This window comes from Olsenella phocaeensis, assembly GCF_900120385.1.
In the GTDB taxonomy this organism is placed as follows: Bacteria; Actinomycetota; Coriobacteriia; order Coriobacteriales; family Atopobiaceae; genus Olsenella_I; species Olsenella_I phocaeensis.
On record NZ_LT635494.1, the window covers coordinates 1,621,625 to 1,643,673 of the forward strand.

Annotated in this window: 13 protein-coding genes and 2 pseudogenes; 1 reads left to right on the top strand and 14 read right to left on the bottom strand. The window is 64.7% G+C overall.

Annotation, left to right across the window (positions count from 1 at the left end):
• Positions 1-46 precede the first annotated feature (46 nt).
• The 14 genes and pseudogenes from BQ7388_RS07935 to BQ7388_RS08000 form a co-directional block, all read right to left on the bottom strand.
• Positions 47-346: a PTS sugar transporter subunit IIB gene (locus BQ7388_RS07935; RefSeq protein WP_062529292.1), complete on the bottom strand. Its 300-nt coding sequence runs from the start codon at positions 344-346 to the stop codon at positions 47-49.
• On the bottom strand, positions 346-801 hold the full coding sequence (locus BQ7388_RS07940) for a PTS sugar transporter subunit IIA (protein ID WP_009278167.1): 456 nt from the start codon (positions 799-801) through the stop codon (positions 346-348). The genes BQ7388_RS07935 and BQ7388_RS07940 overlap by 1 nt, the downstream gene beginning before the upstream one ends.
• A gap of 128 nt (positions 802-929) precedes the next feature.
• Positions 930-1,809: pseudogene (locus BQ7388_RS13535) on the bottom strand (YitT family protein).
• Positions 1,806-2,997: pseudogene (gene prfB / locus BQ7388_RS07950) on the bottom strand (peptide chain release factor 2). Before prfB ends, BQ7388_RS13535 begins: the two co-directional pseudogenes overlap by 4 nt.
• Positions 2,998-5,727: a preprotein translocase subunit SecA gene (gene secA, locus BQ7388_RS07955; protein ID WP_072500207.1), complete on the bottom strand. Its 2,730-nt coding sequence runs from the start codon at positions 5,725-5,727 to the stop codon at positions 2,998-3,000.
• A gap of 150 nt (positions 5,728-5,877) precedes the next feature.
• Positions 5,878-8,721 (bottom strand): AfsR/SARP family transcriptional regulator, encoded by a 2,844-nt coding sequence (locus BQ7388_RS13060; protein ID WP_072500208.1) that lies wholly within the window; start codon positions 8,719-8,721, stop codon positions 5,878-5,880.
• Positions 8,722-9,606: 885 nt separating this feature from the next.
• Entirely contained in the window at positions 9,607-10,602 is a 996-nt protein-coding gene (locus BQ7388_RS07965; protein ID WP_062531771.1) for a 2-keto-3-deoxygluconate permease, read from the bottom strand.
• Positions 10,603-10,692: 90 nt separating this feature from the next.
• Complete coding sequence (locus tag BQ7388_RS07970; RefSeq protein ID WP_062531770.1) at positions 10,693-11,448, bottom strand: SDR family NAD(P)-dependent oxidoreductase; 756 nt, start codon at positions 11,446-11,448, stop codon at positions 10,693-10,695.
• A gap of 611 nt (positions 11,449-12,059) precedes the next feature.
• On the bottom strand, positions 12,060-13,667 hold the full coding sequence (locus tag BQ7388_RS07975; protein WP_072500209.1) for a xylulokinase: 1,608 nt from the start codon (positions 13,665-13,667) through the stop codon (positions 12,060-12,062).
• Positions 13,668-13,767: 100 nt separating this feature from the next.
• Positions 13,768-15,264 (bottom strand): L-arabinose isomerase, encoded by a 1,497-nt coding sequence (gene araA, locus BQ7388_RS07980; RefSeq protein WP_072500210.1) that lies wholly within the window; start codon positions 15,262-15,264, stop codon positions 13,768-13,770.
• Between the two features lie 84 nt (positions 15,265-15,348).
• The gene (locus BQ7388_RS07985) at positions 15,349-16,338 is read right to left on the bottom strand and encodes an ABC transporter permease (protein WP_072500211.1); all 990 of its coding nucleotides are present in this window, start codon (positions 16,336-16,338) and stop codon (positions 15,349-15,351) included.
• Between the two features lie 12 nt (positions 16,339-16,350).
• Positions 16,351-17,844 (bottom strand): sugar ABC transporter ATP-binding protein, encoded by a 1,494-nt coding sequence (locus BQ7388_RS07990; protein ID WP_062531766.1) that lies wholly within the window; start codon positions 17,842-17,844, stop codon positions 16,351-16,353.
• A gap of 16 nt (positions 17,845-17,860) precedes the next feature.
• The gene (locus BQ7388_RS07995; RefSeq protein WP_072500212.1) at positions 17,861-18,811 is read right to left on the bottom strand and encodes an ABC transporter permease; all 951 of its coding nucleotides are present in this window, start codon (positions 18,809-18,811) and stop codon (positions 17,861-17,863) included.
• A 140-nt stretch (positions 18,812-18,951) separates the two neighbouring features.
• On the bottom strand, positions 18,952-20,148 hold the full coding sequence (locus tag BQ7388_RS08000) for a sugar ABC transporter substrate-binding protein (RefSeq protein ID WP_083558326.1): 1,197 nt from the start codon (positions 20,146-20,148) through the stop codon (positions 18,952-18,954).
• A 524-nt stretch (positions 20,149-20,672) separates the two neighbouring features.
• On the opposite strand from BQ7388_RS08000, the gene BQ7388_RS08005 reads away from it, so the two are divergent.
• Complete coding sequence (locus BQ7388_RS08005; protein WP_072500213.1) at positions 20,673-22,037, top strand: PFL family protein; 1,365 nt, start codon at positions 20,673-20,675, stop codon at positions 22,035-22,037.
• Positions 22,038-22,049 lie beyond the last annotated feature (12 nt).

Sequence of the window (22,049 nt, forward strand, 5' to 3'; positions counted from 1 at the left end):
TGCGACCGGGACCCTGCGTCCACAACAAGGTTGGCCAACGGTGAAGTTACGCCTCGACGGCCTCGAGGAAGGCCTCGAGCTGCTCCTTGATCTCCTTCTTGTCCACGATGTTGCGAATACCGGCGACATGCGCGATCTTGGCGTCGGCCAAGAGCTCCTCCGCGAGGTCGCTCATGGTGATGACCAGATCCCCGTCGAAGTCCTGGATGGCATCGAGGTTGCCGGCCTCGGTCGCGATGGAATAGCCCTCCTCGTTAATGACCTGGTCGCACTTGATCTTGAGCATGGCGGAGGACCCCATGCCGGCACGGCAGCAGACCAGGGCACGATACTTGGCAGAAGACATTAGTTGCTCCTTTCCGCGTTGCGGACGGCGTCCACAACTTCCTTTGGAGAAGACGCCTCGTCGAGCACGGCGAAGAAGTCCTCGTCTGACAACAGCTCCACGAGCGACGCCAGCGCGTCCAGATGCCCGCTCGCGCTGGTGGCGCTCAGGGGGAACAGGTAGCGGACCGGGTCGTTGTCGGCACTGCCAAACTCGACCGGTTCGTCCAGGACCGTTACCCCCAGGGCGTCTTCCAGCGCACCGCACTCGGGGCGAGCGTGCGGCAGCGCGACCCGTGGCGTGACGACGAAGTAGGGACCATGTTGCTCGGCGCCCGTGATTACGTCGTCCACATACTCCTGCGTGACCGCGCCGGACTCCAGGAGGGGGGCAAGTGAGAGACGCGTCGCCTCTCGCCAGTCGGACGCCTTGACGCCCAACCTCACGTACTTCTCCTTGAGCAGGTCGAGCAGCATGGGAACACCCGCCTCATCGAATCCGAAGCAATCTTATTCATGATACCGAATGCGGGAGCACGCATCACGCGCCGTGACAGATCACCAACACCTCATGCAACCCCTCGCCCGAGAGGTGAAGGGCCCAGCTACTCCCTGAGGCTCCCAAACCCCTCGCCAAAGGCCTCGTGCACCTCGGAGACGAAGACGATCGCCTCGGGATCGATGGAGGCGACGATCTCCTTCAGCCGCATGGTCTCGGTACGGCCAAGCACGCACATGAGGACGGGGCGGTCGTTGCCGCTCCACACGCCACGTGCCTGCAGCTCGGTGCAGCCGCGACCCATGGAGTAGAGAATCTCGTTCGCAATCTTCCCGTGCAGGTCGGAGATGATGTACGCGACGCGGGCCATGTTGGGGCCGTCCACCACCACGTCCACCAACCTGCCGCCAATGTACATGGCCACGCCCGCATAGAGCGCGTTCCTGATGGAGAATACGGGGGCCGACGCGAGCACGATGGCACCGTCCACGATCACTATGAGCGTGCCCAGGGGCATGCCCGTCCTCCTGGCGATGAGCTGGGCGATGATGTCCGTTCCACCCGTGTTGCCCCCCCGAGAGGAACACGATCCCCACGCCGACGCCCACGAGAACTCCGCCCCAGATTGCCGAAAGCAGGAGCTCCCCCTCCGCGAGCACGGGCAGCAGCGGCGCCAGGAGGTCGGTGAAGAAGCCCGAGACCAGCATTCCGGCGACGCTCTGTGCCACGTAGCCCTTGTCCTTCGTGGTGAGGTAGACATATCCAAGGAGCAGCGCGTTCATCACGATGGTCTGGATGCCCACGGGCAGATGGAAGCCGGCCTTGGCGGCAAGGGCCGAGGTGATGGTGGCGAGGCCCGTGAGCCCACCTGCGGCGAGGCCGTTGGGGACCTCGAAGCAGTCGATGCCGACGGCATAGACGAGGGAGCCCAGCACTATCAGCCAGGACTTCCGGAAGACGGACCTCCAGGGCGGCAGCGCGCTCATCGCCCCTCTCCCCCGCCGACGGACCAGCGGTGGTAGCCCACGACGAACTTGTCCAGGTCCCCGTCCGAGAGGACGGAGTCCACGTTGCCCGTCTCGACCCCCGTACGCAGGTCCTTGACCAGCTGATAGGGATACAGGACGTAGCTCCTGATCTGGTTGCCGAAGCCGATCTCTCGCTTGGGGCCCCTCAGCTCCTCCAGCTCCGCATCCCGCTTCGCCTTCTCCAGCTCGTAGAGACGGCTGCGCAGGATGTTCATGGCGAAGGCCTTGTTCTGGAGCTGGCTGCGCTCGTTCTGGCAGGTCACCACGGTACCGGTGGGAAGGTGCGTGATGCGCACCGCGGAGTCGGTCGTGTTCACGCCCTGGCCGCCGTGCCCAGAAGCGTGGTAGACGTCAATGCGCAGGTCGTTGGGGTCTATGTCAACCTGGACGTCCTCGGGCAGGACGGGGAGCACCTCGACGCCGGCAAAGGTGGTCTGACGGCGCTTCTTGACGTCAGTGGGAGAGATGCGCACGAGGCGATGGACGCCCTGCTCGGCGCGAAGCATCCCATAGGCATTGGTTCCGGAGACCGTGAAGGTCGCGCGGTCGAGGCCGATGACCTCCGCGTCGCTGACGTCGTTGAGCGTGACCTTCCATCCCCTGCGACCGCAGTACGCGAGGTACATGCGGAAGAGCATCCCGCACCAGTCCTGGGCCTCGAGTCCGCCCTGGCCAGGTGTCACCGTGACGATGGCGTCGCCATGGTCGAGCTCGTCAGTGAACCAGCTCGAGAGCTCGAGCTCGGACAGGTCGGCCTCGAGGGAGTCCCTGAGGCTCGCGGCCTCCTCGAACAGCTCGTCCTCGCCGGTCTCCTCGCCCAGCTCGAAGGCGGCGAGCACGTCGTCGAGGCGCTCGCGGGCGCCTGCCATGCGGTCGATGTCGTCACGCAGCCGCGTGAGCGAAGGCGGCGAGCACGTCGTCGAGGCGCTCGCGGGCGCCTGCCATGCGGTCGATGTCGTCACGCAGCCGCGTGAGGCGCGTCATGGTGCCGCCCGCCCCATCCGCGTCGTCCCAGAACCCGGGCTCCGCGCTCCTCTTCTGGAGCTCGTCGGCCTCGGCCCGCTTCTGATCGAGGTGGAGGTAGCCTTCCACCTCGTCAAGCCTGGCGGAGAGCCCTTCTATGTCGGCACGCGTAAGGTCCGCCATCTAGCGGTTCCTACCATGGCAGTTCTTGAACTTCTTGCCGCTGCCGCAGGGGCAGGGGTCGTTACGGCCCACGCCCACGTAAGGGTCGGGGTCATCCTCCTTGCGGTAGGTGCCGGGCTTTGTAGCCGCCGGAGTCGCACCATGCCTACCGTCGGAGGCACGGGCGACGACGCTGCCGCTGCGGTCGCCGTCGACCTCGGCGGGACCCGAGAAGCTTGCCCCACGAAGGCCGTCGTCCTCGCGGGGCTCGGGCGCATGCGCGAGCTCGATGCGCAGGATGGTGCGCAGGAAGTCCTCGTACATGGTGTTCACGAGCTCGGTGAAGGCAGCGTAGGCCTCGGTCTTGTACTCCACCAGAGGGTCTCGCTGGCCAAAGCCACGCAGGCCGATACCGGTCTTGAGGTAGTCCATCTCCTGCAGGTAGGCCATCCAGCGCGTGTCGATGACGCGCAGCATCACCTGGGCGGAGAGCTCCTGCATGATGGCGTCCGACAGGCGCTCGGACTTCTGGGCATAGCATCCCGAGACGTAGTCGCACACGGCCTCGAGGACGTCCGCCCGCTCCATGTCCTCGTCGAGCTCGGGAAGGTCACTCCTCCCCGTAAGCCCCGCAACCCACTTGAGAAGCCCCTCGAAGTCCCAGTCGCTGGCGTTGATGTCCTCCGAGCAGTACAGGTCGACGTTGTGCTCCACGGTGTCCCGCAGTACCTCGGCGATATGGCCCACGAGGTCCTTGCCGTCGAGGATCTTGTTCCTCTCCTCATAGATGACCTGGCGCTGCTTGTTCATGACGTCGTCGTAGTCGAGGACGTTCTTACGCATCGAGAAGTTGATCTCCTCGACCTTGCGCTGTGCGCTCTCGACCGCCTTGGTGACCATCTTCGACTCGATGGGCATGTCGGCAGGCATGTCATACTTGGCCATCAGGGCCGCGACGTGGTCCATGCGGTCACCGCCGAAGAGGCGCATGAGGTCATCGTCAAGCGAGAGGTAGAACACGGTCTCGCCGGGATCTCCCTGACGGCCCGAACGTCCTCGCAGCTGGTTGTCGATGCGCCGGCTCTCGTGCCGCTCGGTGCCGATGACGCAGAGTCCGCCGGCCGCGACGACATGCTCGCGCTCGGTGGCGCAGATCTTCCTCGCGCGCTCGAGGGCGTCGGCACGCTGCTCCTCGGTGACCTCCTCATCGGGCACGCCCTCTTGGGCGAGGAGGTCCTCGGCGAGTGCGGTGGGATTGCCTCCCAGAAGGATGTCCGTTCCTCGTCCGGCCATGTTCGTGGCGATGGTCACGGCTCCCTCTCGGCCAGCCTGGGCCACGATCTGCGCCTCGCGCTCGTGATACTTGGCGTTGAGCACCTCGTGTCTGATGCCGCGCTTGTCCAAGATGCGGGATAGACGCTCGGAGCTCTCGATGGAAACCGTGCCGACCAGGCAGGGCTGGCCCTTTGCATGGCGTTGTGCCACGTCCTCGGCAACCGCCCTGAACTTGGCGTCGATGGTCTGGTAGACGAGGTCGTTGCCATCCACGCGAATGACGGGCTTGTTGGGCGGTATGGCCTGGACCGGCAGCTTGTAGATCTCGCGGAACTCCGCATCCTCCGTCATGGCGGTGCCCGTCATGCCCGAGAGCTTGTCATAGAGACGGAAGTAGTTCTGCAGGGTGATGGTCGCGAGAGTCTGGTTCTCCTCGCGAATCAGCACCCCCTCCTTCGCCTCGATCGCCTGGTGCAGGCCCTCCGAGTAGCGCCTGCCCTCCATGATGCGGCCGGTGAACTCGTCGACGATCTTGACCTCGCCATCGACCACGACGTACTGCTGGTCGCGATGGAACATGTACTGCGCCTTGAGCGCCTGCTGCAGGTGGTTTACCAGCTGGCCGCTCATGTCGCCATAGATGTCGTCCACGCCCAGGGCGGCCTCGACCTTCCTGAGTCCGCCTTCGGTGGTCGCGATGGTGTGCTTCGCCTCGTCCATCTCGAAGTCGACGTCCTGGACGAGCCCTCGCACGGCGCGCGCGAAGTCCTTGTAGGTGCTGGCCGACTTCGTTCCGGCACCAGAGATGATGAGCGGCGTGCGCGCCTCGTCAATCAGGATGGAGTCGACCTCGTCGACGATGGCGAAGTGGTGTCCCCGCTGCACGCGCATGCCGGGGCGGGTGACCATGTTGTCGCGCAGGTAGTCGAAGCCAAACTCCGAGTTGGTGCCATAAGTCACGTCCGCCTCGTAGGCAGGCTTCTTCAGGTCGAGCTTCATGCCGTTCTGTAGCAGGCCGACCTTCATGCCCAGGAAGCGATAGATCTGCCCCATCCACTCGCTGTCGCGCTTGGCAAGGTAGTCGTTGACCGTGACAACGTGGACGCCCTCGCCCGAGATTGCGTTGAGATAGCCCGCCAATGTCGAAACGAGCGTCTTGCCCTCGCCTGTCTTCATCTCGGCGATCATCCCGCGATGCAGGGCGATGCCGCCGATGACCTGGACATCGAAGTGGCGAAGCCCCAGGGTTCGCCCGGAGGCCTCTCTCACCGTGGCAAAGGCCTCGGGTAGCAGGTCGTCCAAGCTCTCGCCGTTGGCGTAACGCTCCCTGAAGAGCACGGTCTGACCTGCAAGCTCCTCGTCTGACAACGCGGAGACTTCTGCCTCCCTGTCATTGACCTCTCGGGCGACCTTCTCGAATTCCCTGAGCTGCTTGTCGGCGCCTCGGGAAAGGAGGCGCGAGAAAAGGTTGGGCATGGCGCTCCTTTTCGTGCGTGGAACCTTAGTTCCAAGGAAGAGTCTTCAGCTCTTTAACTTTATCAATAGCATCCGTCACGCCCGTGCCCGTTGCGTCCTCTCACCAAAACGGCACCGCACTGACAGTACAACCGCAAGGCGTCGCAACTCTCATTTGCCAGGCTGGCGGTCCCCTTCTGTCTCGTCGTCGCCCCGCGATTCGAGCGCCTCGCGGAAGATCCTGTCAAACGTCGATGCGGCTTCGGCCGCTGCCCCTCCCCTGCGGCCAGAGCGGGCGTACTCGTCCCACATCTCCCGAATCTCCTCGAAGCGACCCATCATCGCCAGCGCCTTGACAAGGGCCTCCGTGGCGTCCTCGCTGCGCCCGCCCTCCTGGATTGCCGACCTGGCAAAGAGGGAGGACATGTAGGGCCTCCCCTCCCTGAGCGCCGCGGAGGCGGCGCTCACCATGGCGTCGCTATACGTCCTCCGCAGCTTTCTGGCCTGCCGCCCGTATGCCCCGGTGACGTCAGGCACCGCCCCGACGACCGCCCCGCCCCCGTAGAGCCTGCGCGCCCGCGCCGCGTGGGCCAGGAGGAAGCGATCGCTGCCCTCCTGTTCGAATACGCCGTCGAGCTCCGCCCTCAACTCGTCTATGTCAACCGAGACGAGCTCCTCGTTGAGCTCCAGGCTCCCGTTCGTCCTGTTGCTGACGAGAGGGTCCATCCCATCGTGCCGACCGCCCAGGATCGACCTGAGCGTAGACACGCACTCGTAGAGCTTTTGCATGCCACGAACGTAATCCCGGTCTCCCCAAATCGCCTCGAGGGCCTCGTGCTTTCGAAGCCTATGGCCCCTTGCCATGGCGAGGAGACAGAGGAGCTCACCCGCATGCCTCCTGCCCAGCCGGGAGATGGGCACGGCAATCCCGTCCACGCTCACGTTGAGCCCGCCCAGCAGCCTCACGCTCGCCCTGCGCGCGGGAGGTCGATAGAACCCCGCGGCGTCGAGGGCGATCTCCCCTTCCAGATTATCGCCCCCGCATCGCTCGCCCATGCAAACGGGAGGGGTTGGAATGGCCTCGAGTGCGCGACTCCAGCTGTCGGGAAGGCTCAGGCGCAGGGCCGCGGAAGCAGGGCCACAGCGCGTCGCGACCAAGCCTAACGCCCACAACAGCTCGCGCGGGAAGCTCTTTGACGAGAGGCCACGCATGCTCCCGACGCGCACGCGCTCGCCATGACTCGCCTTCACCAGCATCACCCCAAGCTGGTCAAGCGGCGTCAGGTCCACGATCTTTCGCTGGACTGGCGGCTTTTCGCCCATCGCTATGCGCGCGGCGAGCAGAACCAACCGGGCTGCCGAGGCGAGGTATTTCGAATTCGCGGCATCAGCAAGCTCGATTGCGCGCGTGGCGCGCACGTGCGCCCTCGAGCAAGAGTCGGCCCCCAGGTCTCCCACGGCGCCAGAGACGAGCAACGCTGCCTCAACGAGCAGGTCCCCGTACTCTCCAGCCCGGGCGATGGCGAGCTCGAGCCCCTCTATGGATTCCCTCCTGCCCATGAGGATGCTGGCGGAGGACTCCAGCGCCTTGCGATAGATCGACAGCCTCTTAGGCGAGCAGCGCTCGATGACCTCCCGGGCCACAACGAGCTCCCCTTCCTCCTCTGCGGTGGCGGCCTCGCCCATGAGACATCTTAGAAATGAGAAGTCGAGGCACGCCAGGGCGGACGGCAAATCCTTCGGGCTTCTTCTCCTTGGCTCGTCGAGCAGCAGCGCGAATGCAGAGGTCAGCTCTCCTCCTGCGCAAAGTCCGAGCACCGTCGCATGGAGGCGCAGGAGACGTGACCACTCGTCATCGTCCGCGCTTTTCGCACAGAGAGGGCGTGACACCCTGCCAGAGAGCACGTCCCTAACGTTTCCCAGCAAGCTCACGTACCTTGTCGCGGGACCATACCCCTGCGCCAGCTCGGTACGCGCGTAGCCCATCGCGAGTCTTCCCCGCGCATACTCCGACGTGGTGCCCGATAGCTCCAGCATTGCCTGACGAGTCACCACTGCGGGCATGCAAAGGTCCTGCCCTATGGGAGTGCCGGCATTTTGAAGGCCCTCGCATTCGGCCAAGCGGCCCGACAGGATATACCCCACTCCATACGACGCCGCCAGGGCAAGGGCATCCTCGTCCACGCAGAGCCGAGCGAGCATGGCGGAGCGCACGTATTCACCTCTGCGCGCAAGCAATTCCGCACAGCTCTTACAGAGTTCGGACGCAATGGCTCCATACTCCCCTAGCACGGAAGCAAGCCCAGGGAAAATCTCCTGGTCATCCGCTCCAACAACAGAGAATCCGTCGGCCACAAAGTCGATTCCCAGCGCAGGAGCGCACTCATGCATCCAAAGGAGGGTCTCGCCATCAGGTCGCAGCCCCAGTTCACCAAGGTCGTCAAAGCTGCCTCTACCAAGGAGGATCATCGCAAGACGAAGCATAAGATCCTCGTCGGACAGGCTCGATCGTAAGTGCGAGATGATCAGGCGCTTGAGCGCGTCAAGATATCTAACAGATGAGAATCGCCCCTCCAGCAGACCTCCAGACACAAGAGCGGCACAAAGGGAGGGCACACCATGCGACAGGTGCAACGCCTGGTCCTCGTCGGGGAATTCGCTAAAGTCGCGGATGCAAAGATCCTGGCCAGTGAACCTGATGGCGTCATCCAAGCTCTCGAACAAGACCGCCGAATCAGGACTGATGGTCATCGCCACCAGCGCTCCGGCACCTAGCATCTTGCGTATGGCACGGAGCTCGCGACCCACGTCCGACTCGTCTCCGGGAGGCACGCCCTCAAGGAGCACGGCCACTCGTTTGCCGGCCCTGCGGGAGGCAACGACCTCGCGGGCAATGCGAACGATTCTCCCCGGCGCCGAACTGGCGTCCTCTGGCACGAAAAGCGAGTATTTGACGCAAGAGCCCGCGCGGGTCTCAATGGACAGAATTGACTTGAGAAGTCTCGTCTTTCCCATTCCGCACTCAGAACAAAACACGACGCAACGAGCCTCGTCGTCACTGCGTCGTCTGCATGAGCGCAGTAAGTCCTTACGCAGAAAGGAATCCCAAATCGCATCCTGAGAAGAACTGGCTGGCAGCATCTTGTCATTCACCACGAACTCACTCCCTAGGAACACGGTACAGCGAAATTTGCACACCTTCTATATATGGCTTATTAGCAGGAAAAATAAAAGGCAGAGTGCGTGTCGCATGGCAAACGGTAGGTTTATGATTGATTTATTTAAGATGCATAATGCAATTTCAAATTATTTTAAACATTCAAGCTATTAAGCATGAAACCTACGCGACGTTTAGCATAATTAGGCGAACGGCAGATATGCCAAAAAAAATGGTTGATAAAGGTGCCAGAGTCGCAAAACACTGTCCCCTCCCCGCGCGGGCCGGGGCCCCGGAAACGCGAGGAGGGGGAGGCCCCCCGGGACCTCCCCCTCCTGTCGAATGCCCGTCGCTGGTCGGCGGCGTCCTGCTCTCCCACGGGCTTGCCCCGCAGTACCATCGGCGCTCGGGGGCCACCCGTGCGCATGCCGCGCTCCGCCCGTGCACGAGCGCGTCCGACGCGTCCGCCTCGCGCTCGAAAGCGTCCAACGCGTGCGATACAAACGCGAAAACGTCCAACGCGTCTTTGAGCTCACCGCCAACTGGGCAAACGTGAGGCTCTCAGACGCGTTGGACGTACTCGGCGGAAATTCAGACGCGTTGGACGTACTCGGCGGGCATTCGGACGCATCGGACGTACCCGGCGGGCATTCGGACGCATCGGACGTACTCGGCTGCAGGCTGCACGCGTTGGACGCCATCGCGAGACAAAGCGCACGTGGCGCCAGGCGAGAGTCGCCCGCCTACGCCGTCGCGGGCTGCTGCTCCGCTGCGTCCTCCACGTGGTAGCGCTTGTACACGTAAGCCGTGATGAGCGGTGTCAGGATGGCCGTCACGATGGCGGCTGCCGCCACCTGCGCCGTCGCCGTGGCCAGCACGGCCCCGCCGAAGCGCTCGGCGCTGACGGAGGCCATGGCCGCCGGGGTGGCCACGTTGGCACCCGCGCAGCTCGAGATGGCCGCGCCAGCCACGCCGGTACCGCCCGTCGCACGGTCGGCGGCGACGGTCACGAGCGCGCCGCCCACGGAGCAGATGACGCCCAGCAGGATGCCGGGAAGTCCCGCCTGCACGATCTGGCTCAGGGTCATCGTGGAGCCCATCGCGAAGAAGGTCAGGATGATGATGCCGGGAAGGCCGGCCGAGAGGGTCTTCTTGAGGCTGGGGAAGCAGTTGCCCAGCACGATGCCCAGCAGGATGGGCAGCACGGCACCTAGAAGGCTCCAGCCCAAAGGCGCCTGCCCGGCGGCACCCAGCACGATCATGGTGACGGGAGGGCCGACCACCAGGGTGGTCACGGCGACGGCACCACGCTCGACCTCGGTGCCGTAGTCTCCCATGAGCCCCGCGTAGAGCGAGTTGTTCGCGCCGGAGCAGGCGGCAAGGATGACCATGGACGAGAGTCCCAGCAGGTTGTCGCCCAGAGCGAACTGCACGATGAGCGCCAGCGCCACGCAGAAGACGACCTTGGTCGCGATGATGATCGCGCCACGGACGGCGGCCTTCGGCGCTGACTCGAACGAGATTGTGGTGCCCACCATGACCAGGAAGGCGCCGACGAGCGCGCCCGTACCTCCGGTGGTCATGGCCGTGGTGAAGCTCCCCAGGGCGAAGACCTGTGGGAAGAAGGTGTTGATGGTGCAGGCGAGGAGCAGGGGCACGAGGATGTTGGCCCCGGGGATGCGGCCGAGCATCTTGAAGAAGCCGCCGCCCTTCTCCGCCTTGGTTGTTGCCTCGGACATGTGCGCTTCCCTTCGGTTTGCCTGCGCATGCTTCGGGGCCCTGGCCGAGCCGGGCCCCAATTGGTCGTACGACGTGACGTGCGCGGATGCTTACCCGTCCATCACGATTCCTCCGTCACAGTCCCCCACCTCGCCGTTGACGAAGCTCGCGAGGTCGGACGCGAAGAAGAGCACCATCTGCGCGGGCTCGGAAGGCTCGGCGGCACGGCCCAGCGGGATGATCGAGATGACCTTGTCGTGCTTGACCGGGTCCTCGCTGAGCGCGGTGGTCATGCTGGTCAGGGTGAAGGAGGGGCAGACGGCGTTGCACGAGATGCCGTACTTGCCGCCCTCCTTGGCGATGGCCTTGGTGAGACCGTTCACGCCTGCCTTGGACGAGGCGTAGGCAGCGGTGCCCAGCAGACCCCCGCCGATCTTGCCGGCCACGGACGAGACGTTGACGATACGCCCGCCGCCGTGCTCCTTGAAGTAGGGGAAGATCGCGCTGCACATGGTGAAGGTGCCCGTGAGGTTGACGTCGATGGTGCGCTTCCACTCCGCGTCGTCGACCTCCTCGAAGGGCTTGGCCGAGATGACGCCCGCGTCATTGATCAGGATGTTGATGCCCGGGACCTCATCCAGAATCTGCGCGACGGTCGCGCGCACCGCAGCGGGGTCTCCCACGTCGAGCCGGTAGTAGTGGTTGCCCTCCCCCAGCGACGCCACGAACTCCCTGCCGCGCTGCTCGTTGAGCCCGATGACAACGACGTGGCCGCCACCCTCGACGATGCCCTTGCAGATCTCGGCGCCGATGCCGCGGGTGCCGCCGGTGACGATCGCGGTCTTGCCCGTGAAGTCAAAAGCCATGCCCTGCTCCCTTCCATGTCGCAGCTTGTTTGCCGCAGAGAGCTTGGACCCTTTGGAGGCTGCATTTTATTCAGATTTGTAAACTATCGAATATTGTTCATGCGAAATTTGTATTCAGATTACTGGTCCTTTACTTCGTCCTCAAAGGTCAGCGTCCTTCTCGACAAGCACGATTCGCATGCATTCTTTTATGAGAGCCACTGCATAATTCATTCGTTCACATTTCCTACACAAGACACGCCGGCGACGCGCGACATCATGACGGATGGCTTCGAGCACCCACGACGTCAAACGCGCGTCTCTCAGCAAGAAATACGTCAAACGCGTCCGAAGCACTCACGTTTGCCCAGTTGAGCAGGCGAGAAAAAACGCGTTGGACGTAGTCGGGCATTTTTCGCACGCGTTCGACGTAGTCGAGTGTTCCTTGCACGCGTTAGACGTAGTCGGACAACTCTCGCACGCGTTGGACGTCATCGGCGGAGAGACGCACGCGTTAGACGTCGTGGGTGGGCAGCGACGGCAACGCGAGGCGGGCGCCGACCAACCTGCGGCCGACGCCCGTGCGTCAATCAAATCTTCAAAGTGGTGAGTGGTAAGTGGTGAGACGTGGCCTACGCCAGCTGCGCCTCCGCGGCCTTCTCGGCCTCGTTGGCGCGCCTGAAGTCGGCGAGCCAGGCACGGTAGCCCGCGACGTCGTCGACATCGGGCTCCAGCGTCAGCTGCTCCATGCCGGCGAACACGCGCTCGTCCAGGAAGCTCGAGAGCGACTGTCCCTCGGCCCTGTTGACCATGTACGAGGCAGCGACCGCCTGGCCCCAGGCGCCTCCCTCCCCCGCCGTCGCCATGACGGTGACGGGTGCCTCGAGCGCCGCCGCGAGCAGGCCCTGCGCCACCTTGGGCGTCTTGAAGATCCCGCCGTGCCCGTAGAGCTTGTCGATACGCACGCCCTCCTCGCGCAGGGCCTCGTTGCCCGCGGCGAGAGCCCCGAAGGCCGCCATGATGTGACAGCGCATGAAGTTGGCCACGTCGAGGCGCGCGTTCTGCCGGCGCAGGAAGAGGGGAAAGCCCGTCTGGACGCCCATGACCGTCTCGCCCGAGACGAAGGGCACGGACACCAGGCCACCCGCGTCCTTCTCGCCCTCCAGGGCCGCATTGAACAGGGTGGCGAAGATGCTGGCCTTGTCCGCCTCCTGGCCCATGACGCGCAGGAAGTCGGCGAGGAGGTCGACCCAGGCGTTGATGTCGGAGCTGCAGTTGTTGCAGTGGACCATGGCGACGGGGTCTCCCATAGGGGTGGTGACGAGGTCGATCAGCGGGTTGGAGGGGTCCTTGAGCGCGTGCTCGAGCACGACCATCGAGAAGACGGAGGTCCCAGCCGAGACGTTGCCCGTGCGCGGGGCCACCGCGTTGGTGGCGATCATGCCGGTGCCGGCGTCGCCCTCGGGCGGGCAGACGGGGCAGCCCGCCTCGAGGTCCCCGTCGTGGTCGAGGAAGCGCGCGCCCTCCTCGCTCAGGTGTCCCGCGACCTCCCCGGCAAGCATCACGCGAGGGAGAAGGTCCTCGGCCTTCCACACGACCCCCCTTTGGGCCACGAGCTCGTCGAACTTGGCCAGCATGCCCGCGTCGTAGTCCTTGGTCGCGGAGTCGATGGGGAACATGCCGGAGGCGTCGCCCACCGAGAGCACGTGCTCGCCCGTGAGCCTGCGATGCGCGTAGCCTGCCAGGGTGGTGAGGCTCGCGATGCGTCCCACGTGCTCCTCGTCGTCGAGCACGGCCTGGTAGAGGTGGCTCACGCTCCAGCGCTCGGGGATGTGGAAGCCGAAGAGGCCCGAGAGCTCACGGGCGGCGCGGGTCGTGGTTGTGTTGCGCCAGGTGCGGAAGGGCACCAGGAGCTCGCCTACGGCGTCGAAGGGCAGGTAGCCGTGCATCATGGCACTCACTCCCAGGCCCGCGACGCGGCGCAGGGTCACGCCGTAGCGTGCGAGCACGTCCGCCTTGAGCGCGGCGTAGGCGGCCGCGATGCCCTCGTCCAGCTCCTCCTGGGCGTAGGTCCAGTAGCCGTCGACCAGGGAGTTCTCCCAGTCGAAGGCGCCGATGGCGACGGGCTGGTCGTCCGCGTCGTCCAGGACGGCCTTGATGCGAGTGGACCCGTACTCGATGCCCAGGGTGCACTTCCCCGCCTCGAGCTCCTGGGCGATCTGCTGTGTGGTCTTCGTCATGTCTCCTCCAAGGGAAGGACCGCAACCCGCGAGGGGCTGCGGCCCAGGTCAGCCAGAGATGGGGGCGGTGGCGGGCATGTCGGCCCGCCGTCCGCGGGGCCTAGCGGTAGTACACCTCGCCCAGCTTGAGGTCGCGCTGGAAGTCGCGGAGCCTGGTGTTCTCGTCGATCACCACAGCCTCGATGCCCATGGCCTCGGCCCAGTCGACCATCTGGTCGGCCGAGAGGTCGTAGGACATGGCGGTATGGTGCGCGCCGCCGGCATAAATCCAGGCGGTGGTGCCCACCTTGAGGTCGGGGCGCGGCGTCCAGAAGACGGTGCCGGTGGGCAGGAGCGGCATGGGCTTCTCGACCTTCTTGCAGTCCACGTCCTGGATGATCAGGCGGAAGCGGTTGCCCAGGTCGACGAGGGAGGTGGCGATGGCGGGGCCGGTCTTGGCGGTGAAGATGAGGCGCGCGGGGTCCTCGCGGTCGCCCATCGAGAGCGGGGTCGCGCGGATCGAGACCTTGCCGTCGGCCACGGAGGGGTCGACCTCGGTCATGTGGGACTCGAGTATGCCCTCCTTGCCCTTGACCAGGTTGTAGGTGTAGTCCTCCATGAGCGCGGAGCCCTTGGCGCCCGCCATGCCGGCGGTCATGACCTTCATCAGGCGCACCATGGCAGGGGTCTTCCAGTCGCCCTCGGGGCCGAAGCCGTAGCCCTTCTGCATGAGGCGCTGGATGGCCAGGGACGGCAGCTGCTTGAGCCCGCCCAGGTCGCCGAAGTGGTCCGAGAAGGCGTTGTAGCCGTGCTCGACCAGGAAGCGCTCGATGCCGATCTCCTGGGCCGCCTGGACCTCGACGTGACGGCGGAACTCCTCGGGGTCACGGCCGTCCAGCACCAGGTCGTAGCTGTCGTAGTACTCGTCGGTCAGGGCCTTGGCCTCGGCATCCGTCACGCCCTCCACGTAGGGGACGAGGTCGTTCACGGGCCAGGCGTCGACGGTCCAGCCAAACTTGACCTCCGCCTCGATCTTGTCGCCGTCGGTCACCGCGACGTTGCGCATGGTGTCGGCGAAGCGGGCCACGCGGATGTTGCGGCTCTCGTTGACGCCCACGGCGACGCGCTGCCAGGCGCCCAGCTCGGCCTGGGCCTCGGGGTCCTTCCAGAAGCCGAAGACCACCTTGTGGTTCCAGCGCATGCGGGCGAAGATGTGCCCCAGCTCGCGCTCGCCGTGGGCGGCCTGGTTCTCGTTCATGAAATCCATGTCGATGGTATCGTAGGGAATCTCTTCGTTGTACTGGGTCGCGAACTGGCAGAGCGGCTTGCGCAGGTCCTGCAGGCCCAGGATGTAGGACTTGGCGGGCGAGAAGGTATGCGCCCAGGTGATGATGCCGGCGCACTCGTCGTCCACGTTCGCGGCGTTGAAGGTGGCGCGGATGACATCGCTGGTGAGTAGGTTGGGCTTGAGCACGACCTCGAAGGGGACGAGCTCGCTGGCGTTGAGCTCGGCTACGACCTCGGCCGCGTGGTGGGCGACGTGCTCGAGCACCTCGTCGCCATAGAGGTCCTGGGTGCAGGGGCAGAACCAGAACTTGTACTGCTTGATCTTCAGCATGAAGAGCCTCCTTTTGCGAGCCGCGTTTTCGCGGCGATGCCGTTCGGGAGGGGAGGCCCCGGGCGGGACCTCCCCGAGAGAGGGCTACTTGATGACCTGGTTGCCCTCGCGGTCGGAGAAGAGCGCCAGGAAGATGAGGAACACGACGCCCATGATGAGCTGCTTGGGGGCCGCCTCGAAGCCCATCATCGAGAGGCCGCGGTCCAGGATGCAGTAGGTCAGGACGCCCACGACGATGTTGGAGAAGCGCACCTTGGCGCCGCCCGAGATGGGCAGGCCTCCCAGGACGAGGGCGAGCATGATCTGGGTCTCCATCATGTTGCCACCGGTGGCCGTGACCGAGCCGTTGCGGATGGCCAGGATGAAGGCGGCGAATCCCGTGATGCAGCCTGCCGCCACGTAGACCAGGACCTTGGTGCGCTGGACGTCGATGCCCGCGAAGCACGCCGCCGTCTGCCCCGCGCCGATGGCCTTGAGGTTCGAGCCCAGCGGCGTGAAGGTGAACACGGCATAGAAGACCACAAGGCAGGCGATGGTGATAGCCATGAGCAGCGTGGGGTTGTTGAGGTCGGCCTGCAGGTAGCCGGCACCCTGTGCGGGCGAGTTGGTGGTGAGGAAGGCCACCACGCCGCGGAGCAGGAACATGGTGCAGATCGTGACGATGAACGAGGCTATCTGCCTCCGCACGTGGAAGTACGCGTTGACCGCGCCGATCGCGGCGCCCGTGGCGATTCCGCCCAGGACGGCCAGGACCGGGTTGACCTGCGAGAGGTAGCACACCACGATGCAGCAGACGCCAATCATGGAGCCCTGGCTGAAGTCGAGCGAGCCCATGGACATGATCATGAACACGCCGATGGCCGCGATCATGAGCACGTAGGTCGAGTTGAGGATGAGCCTGATGTTCTTGACCTGGACGAGCTTTCCGCCGGTGGCGACGGCAAAGAACAGGAAGATCAGGAGGAAGCCGAGCAGCGGCAGGATGGATCGCACGTTGATCTTGGAGAGAAGTCCGGACTTGGTCTGCTCGTCACTCTCGCCTGCCACGGTGGCAACGCCGTTGGTTTCAGTCATCTTGTTCGCCTCCTAAACCATCAGAGAGATGAGGTCTTGCTCGCTCAGGTCGCGGGAGCGCTTGAGTTCGCCGTTGATCTTGTGGTCCTTCATCACGAGGATGCGGTCGCACATGCCGATGAGCTCCATGATCTCTTCCGAGATGACGAGGATGGCCTTGCCGTCCCTGCGCATCTGGTCCATGAGGGCGTAGATGTCGGCCTTGACCTTGATGTCGATGCCGCGGGTGGGCGAGTCGAGCAGGAGGATGTCGGACTCGGCGCCCAGCCAGCGCGCCAGAACGACCTTCTGCTTGTTGCCGCCCGAGAGCGCGGAGACGAACTGGCTCACGCCGACCATCTTGACCGACATCTCCTTGGCGTAGCGCTCCGCGAACTCGCGCTGCCTCTTGGCCGAGAGGGGCAGCCCCATCTTGCGCAGCGAGGGCAGCGTGACGTTGTCCTGGATGGTGTCGGCGATGAGGAGCGATTCGTTGTCGCGGTCCTTCGAGGCGTAGGCGATGGAGTGGTCGATGGCGCAGTTGATGCTGTCGACGCTCGTGCCGTCCGAGAGCGTGACCTCGCCCGTGCGCTCGTAGGAGGCGCCGAAGAGGGCCTTGCCCACCTCGTGCATGCCGCACTCGGAGAGGCCGCCGATGCCCAGGATCTCTCCCCTGTGCAGCTCGAGCGAGACGTCCTCGAGCTGGCCGGGGACGCTGACGCCCCTCATGGAGAGGGCCACGCCGGCGGCGAGCGACTCGCCGTAGTCCTCGCGGTAGTAGTGACCACTCATCTGGCGGCCGACCATGAGGGTCTTGAGCTCCTCCTCGGTCACGTCCTTGGCGCTGACGGTCTTGATGAACTCGCCGTCGCGCAGGATGCTGATCGTGTCGGACATCGAGAGGACCTCGGCCATGTCGTGGCTGATGAAGATCACGGTGCGACCGTCGTCGCGGACCTTGTTCATGACGCTGAAGAGCTTGTAGCGGCCGTTCTGGCTGAGGGCCGTGGTGGTCTCGTCCACGACGAGGACCTTGGGCGCGAACCAGGTGGAGCGCACGATCTCGACGAGCTTGCGGTCCTCGAAGTTGTAGTTCTCGATGGGGTCCGAGGCCTTGATGTAGTCCAGGCCGTAGTCCGCGAGGAGCTCCTGCGCCTTCTTGTACATGGCGCGGGTGTTCTTGATCCCGCCGCTGATGAACTGGTCCTCGTCGCCGAGGAACATGTTCTCGGCAACGGTGAGGCCGTCGAGGGTGCCCTGCTCCTGGACGATGACGGCGGCGCCGTGGTGGTTGGCGTCGACCTGGTTCCTGGGGGCGATCTTCTGGCCGTCCAGCTCGAACGTGCCCTCGCCGATGGTGATGATGCCGGTGAGCATGTTGGTGAAGGTCGACTTGCCGGAGCCGTTCTCGCCTATGAGGGCGTGCACCTCTCCCTTGTAGAAGTCCAGGGAGACGTGGTCGACCGCGTGCGTGGGCCCGAAGCGCTTGTCGATGCCCACGGCATGGAGCATGATTTCCCTTGCCATCCTGCGTCCTCCCTTCCTACTTGACGACGGCGCCGTTGCGACGCTTGGTGGTGAGCGTGACGATGGCGAGCAGCGTCGCGCCGGTGACGATGTTGTTGACGGTTGTGGGCATGCCCAGGGCGACGAAGCCCGCGAAGATCATGGCCACGATGTACTCGCCGATGAGGATGGACACCACGGGGTGGCCGTACTTCTTGAAGGCCAGGCCGAAGAAGGTGCCCATGAGCGGCTGGAAGTTGAGCGCCTGCGAGAGCATGCCGGTCTGGGGCGTCTGCGCGGTGCCGTAGCCCAGGTAGAGGATGGACATGATGCCCATGAAGGTGCCGCAGAGCATGAAGGCGATGGCCTTGTAGCGGTCGACGTCGACGCCCATGTTCTTTGCTACGAGCTCGTTGGCTCCGATGGCGTTGGTGTAGGTGCCCACCTTGGTGTACTTGAGGATGAACCAGCAGAGCAGGAAGGCGAGCAGCGCCACCACGAGGTTCCAGGGGTAGGAGCCGAAGAGCTTGTAGGAGTCGCTCAGGCGCGTGCCGTTCACGTTGGCAATCCAGACGGAGAAGCTCTCGTAGATGAGCGAGAGGCCCGTGGTCACGATGATCGACGGGATGTGCATCTTGATGTAGGCAATGCCGTTGCAGAAGCCCAGGGCGAGGCCGACCAGGATGGGCACGACGATGACCGAGACCCAGCCGAGCTGGGGCGTCAGGGCGATGGCCGCGAGCTCTGAGACGATCAGGATGGAGCCGATGGAGAAGTCGAAGAGTCCCATGACGCAGATGAAGTACATGCCACAGCCGCCCACCGCGTAGATGAGGGCGGTCTGCAGGTACGAGGTGAGCTTGTCGGGCGAGCCGAAGGTGTCGGGAGACGAGACCTTGAACACGGCCCAGATCGCCGCGGCGATGAGCAGGAGCAGCCCCACCCCGTACCACTGGCTCTGCCGGGCCTTCTTCAGAAACGATTGCATCAATCGCCCCTTCCTCATGTTGCTGACAGGCGTTTCGCAGTGAATCGGAGGGAATCCGAGGACTCTCGGGCTCCCTCCGATTCGGATGCCGCTATGGTGCCGGCCTGGCCGACGTCAGGCGCTGCCCGGGCGTTGCGGGCCTAGGCGTGACGGGTCTTGACGTCCTCGATGCTGAGCGACGTGGCGGCCTTGTTGAGGTCGTCGAAGCTCTTCTCCGCGAGTGCCTTGATCTCGTCGTCGGTGTAGGGGGCGTCGTTCACGAAGTACTTCTCGTAGTCGGCGTACTCATCGGAGCTCGAGACGTAGACGTAGGGGAACTTGATCTCGGCGCCGAACTCGCCCTCCTTGACCTCGAGCTTGCCGGTGCAGGCCTGGTAGGTGAGCATGAAGGCGTACAGGGGGTCGCAGAAGTGGCCGCCGGACTCGGCGAAGATGCCGCCGGAGGTGAGCTGGTCGGCGAGGTCGGACAGGAAGTCGGTGGAGACGACCGAGATCTTGCCCGTGAGGCCCATGTTGGCGAGCTGGCCGATGGAGCCCACCAGCGGGTCGCCGCCGCCGCCGGCGACGATCAGGGCGTCGATGTCCGGGTTGGTGTTGACGAACTGCTCGGTGACCTTGGCGCCCTCGGCCGAGGAGGTGTTGGCGTAGACGGGCTCGGTCATGGTCGCCTGGTCGCTGGGGTGAGCGGCGTTCCACTCCTCGAGGCCCTCCTTGTAGCCCTGCCAGCGCAGCTGGAAGGTGGCGTCGCCGACGGTCCATCCCTCGAGGCAGATGTGGCGGGCGCCGGTCTTGTTGGGGCCACCCTTCTCGAGCAGGAGGCCCATCAGGGTCTTGCCGTTGAGGACCTCGTCCTCGTGGACGGCTCCGACGTAGTACTTGGAGCTCTTGGCCGCGGCGTAGACGTCGGGCGAGGCGGTCTCGGAGATGATGCGGTAGAACTGCGTGACGTACATCTCGTTCTCGTTGCAGGTGTTGATGACGGAGGTCATCTCGGAGTCCGCGGAGTTGCAGATGATCATGCCGTTGCAGCCGGCCGCGGCGAGGGTCTCGGCGGAGGCGGTGACCTGCTCGGAGACGTGGCCCTGGTCGACGACGGTGGTCTCGACGCCCAGGATGCTCGCGGCCTTCTTCACGATGTCGACCGAGAGGGAACCAAGTGCGTCGGTGGAGCTCCAGATGGAGACGCCGATCTTGACGTCCTTGCCCGACGCGTCGGAGCTGCCGGAGTCGGAGCTGCCGGACCCGCCGCTGCAGGCCGCGAGCACGGATGCCGCGCCCAGGCCCGCGCCGGTGACGCCCGAAAGCTTGAGGAAATCGCGCCTAGAGAGATTGCCCATTCCAAGTACTCCCTTCAAGAACCTTCCCGACCAAACAGTCGCCTTCGTGGGTGCCGTGGCACCCGTCTGCGGACCCTCTCGCCTGTCGTCCCCTGGCCCCTGTTGTTTAGGTCTCTGTTTACTGCCCACAAGAGAGAAAAACGACGGTCCGGACCTCGAAGAACGCCCCCCATGTAAGAAAGTTCCGCAGAACATGCGGGTCAATGTGACGTGTTTCGTTCATCGACCCTTTGCCTAACAACGTTGTAGCCTCTCTGGCACGTTCGCGAAACTCATTTGCCCGCGAACGGTTACAAAACAGTTGTGAACGGAGAAACATCAGTTAAATGGCAGTGTGTGAGGACTATTTTAGTAATTCGAAACTGAACATTTATGGCTTTGTTCACCTAACAATTTGGATGGGTGCCAGAGAGTTGGTCTGGCAGGAGGAGCCCGGGAGGAGTCGGGCCCCTCTGCCCCACACGCGGCCCGCCAATACGCAACAATAGCCAGTGCAATAGAGCGCGGAAGAGAGAAGGAGCCCCATGGCAATCACCCCCGAAGAGGTCCGCGAGACCCTCGACATGGTCTCTCGCCAGAACCTCGACCTCAGGACCATCACCATGGGCGTCTCGCTCTTCGGCTGCGCCGACGAGGACATGGCGCGCATGTGCACCAAGATATACGACCGCATCACGACGACGGCCGAGCGCCTGGTGCCCGTCGCCAGCGAGCTCGAGCGCGAGTACGGCATCCCCATCGCCAACAGGCGCGTCTCGGTCACCCCCGTGGCGCAGATCGCTGCCGCCTGCCCCGACCGGGACCTCTCGCCCATCGCGCGGGCGATGAACCGCGCGGCCGAGACCCTGGGCATCGACTTCATGGGCGGCTTCTCGGCGCTCGTCCAGAAGGGCATGGGAGCCACCGACCGCCGCCTCATCGACTCCATCCCGACGGCGCTCGCCTCCACCGAGCGCGTCTGCTCCAGCGTCAACGCGGCCAGCCTGCGCGCCGGCATCAACATGGACGCCGTGCTGCTCTTGGCCCAGAAGATGGTGGAGTGCGCCGAACTCACCCAGGACATCGACTGCTACGGCGCCGCGAAGCTCGTGGTCTTCTCCAATATGGTAGAGGACTCCCCCTTCATGGCGGGCGCCGTCCATGGCGGCGGCGAGGCCGACGCGGTCATCAACGTGGGCGTCTCGGGCCCGGGAGTGATGGCCGCAGCCCTCGGGGAGCTGCCACCGGACGCGGACCTCACCGAGGTGGCCGAGCGCATCAAGCAGACCGCCTTCAAGATCACCCGCGCCGGGGAGCTCATGTGCCGCGAGGCGGCGCGGCGCCTGGGCGCCGAGAGGGGCATCGTGGACCTGAGCCTGGCACCCACCCCGTCGGCGGGCGACTCCGTGGCCCAGATCCTCGAGATCATAGGCGTAGGCGAGTGCGGGGGGCCCGGCACCACCTGCGCCCTCGCCCTGCTCAACGACGCCGTCAAGAAGGGCGGCGTCATGGCCAGCTCCATCGTGGGCGGCCTGTCCGGCGCGTTCATCCCCGTCTCGGAGGACGCGGGCATGATCCGAGCCGCCCAGGACGGGGCCCTCAGCCTCGAGAAGCTCGAGGCCATGACCTGCGTCTGCTCCGTGGGGCTCGACATGATCGCCATCCCCGGTGACACCTCGGTCGAGACCATCGCCGGCATCATCGCCGACGAGATGGCCATCGGCGTGATCAACGCCAAGACCACGGCCGTGAGGCTGATCCCCGCCATAGGCAAGCGAGAGGGCGACGTCCTCGAGTTCGGCGGCCTCTTCGGCTCCGCCCCGGTCATGCCCGTGAACCGCTTCGCGGGAGACGTGCTGGCGCATCGCGGCGGCCGCTTCCCCGCCCCGCTCAACTCGCTCAAGAACTAGCCCGGGGCTGGG

Bases quoted from the DNA above. Each gene is read 5' to 3' on its own strand.
- BQ7388_RS07935 (WP_062529292.1), bottom strand. From the start codon at position 346: ATGTCTTCTGCCAAGTATCGTGCCCTGGTCTGCTGCCGTGCCGGCATG.
- BQ7388_RS07940 (WP_009278167.1), bottom strand. From the start codon at position 801: ATGCTGCTCGACCTGCTCAAGGAGAAGTACGTGAGGTTGGGCGTCAAG.
- secA (WP_072500207.1), bottom strand. From the start codon at position 5,727: ATGCCCAACCTTTTCTCGCGCCTCCTTTCCCGAGGCGCCGACAAGCAG.
- BQ7388_RS13060 (WP_072500208.1), bottom strand. From the start codon at position 8,721: ATGGGAAAGACGAGACTTCTCAAGTCAATTCTGTCCATTGAGACCCGC.
- BQ7388_RS07965 (WP_062531771.1), bottom strand. From the start codon at position 10,602: ATGTCCGAGGCAACAACCAAGGCGGAGAAGGGCGGCGGCTTCTTCAAG.
- BQ7388_RS07970 (WP_062531770.1), bottom strand. From the start codon at position 11,448: ATGGCTTTTGACTTCACGGGCAAGACCGCGATCGTCACCGGCGGCACC.
- BQ7388_RS07975 (WP_072500209.1), bottom strand. From the start codon at position 13,667: ATGACGAAGACCACACAGCAGATCGCCCAGGAGCTCGAGGCGGGGAAG.
- araA (WP_072500210.1), bottom strand. From the start codon at position 15,264: ATGCTGAAGATCAAGCAGTACAAGTTCTGGTTCTGCCCCTGCACCCAG.
- BQ7388_RS07985 (WP_072500211.1), bottom strand. From the start codon at position 16,338: ATGACTGAAACCAACGGCGTTGCCACCGTGGCAGGCGAGAGTGACGAG.
- BQ7388_RS07990 (WP_062531766.1), bottom strand. From the start codon at position 17,844: ATGGCAAGGGAAATCATGCTCCATGCCGTGGGCATCGACAAGCGCTTC.
- BQ7388_RS07995 (WP_072500212.1), bottom strand. From the start codon at position 18,811: ATGCAATCGTTTCTGAAGAAGGCCCGGCAGAGCCAGTGGTACGGGGTG.
- BQ7388_RS08000 (WP_083558326.1), bottom strand. From the start codon at position 20,148: ATGGGCAATCTCTCTAGGCGCGATTTCCTCAAGCTTTCGGGCGTCACC.
- BQ7388_RS08005 (WP_072500213.1), top strand. From the start codon at position 20,673: ATGGCAATCACCCCCGAAGAGGTCCGCGAGACCCTCGACATGGTCTCT.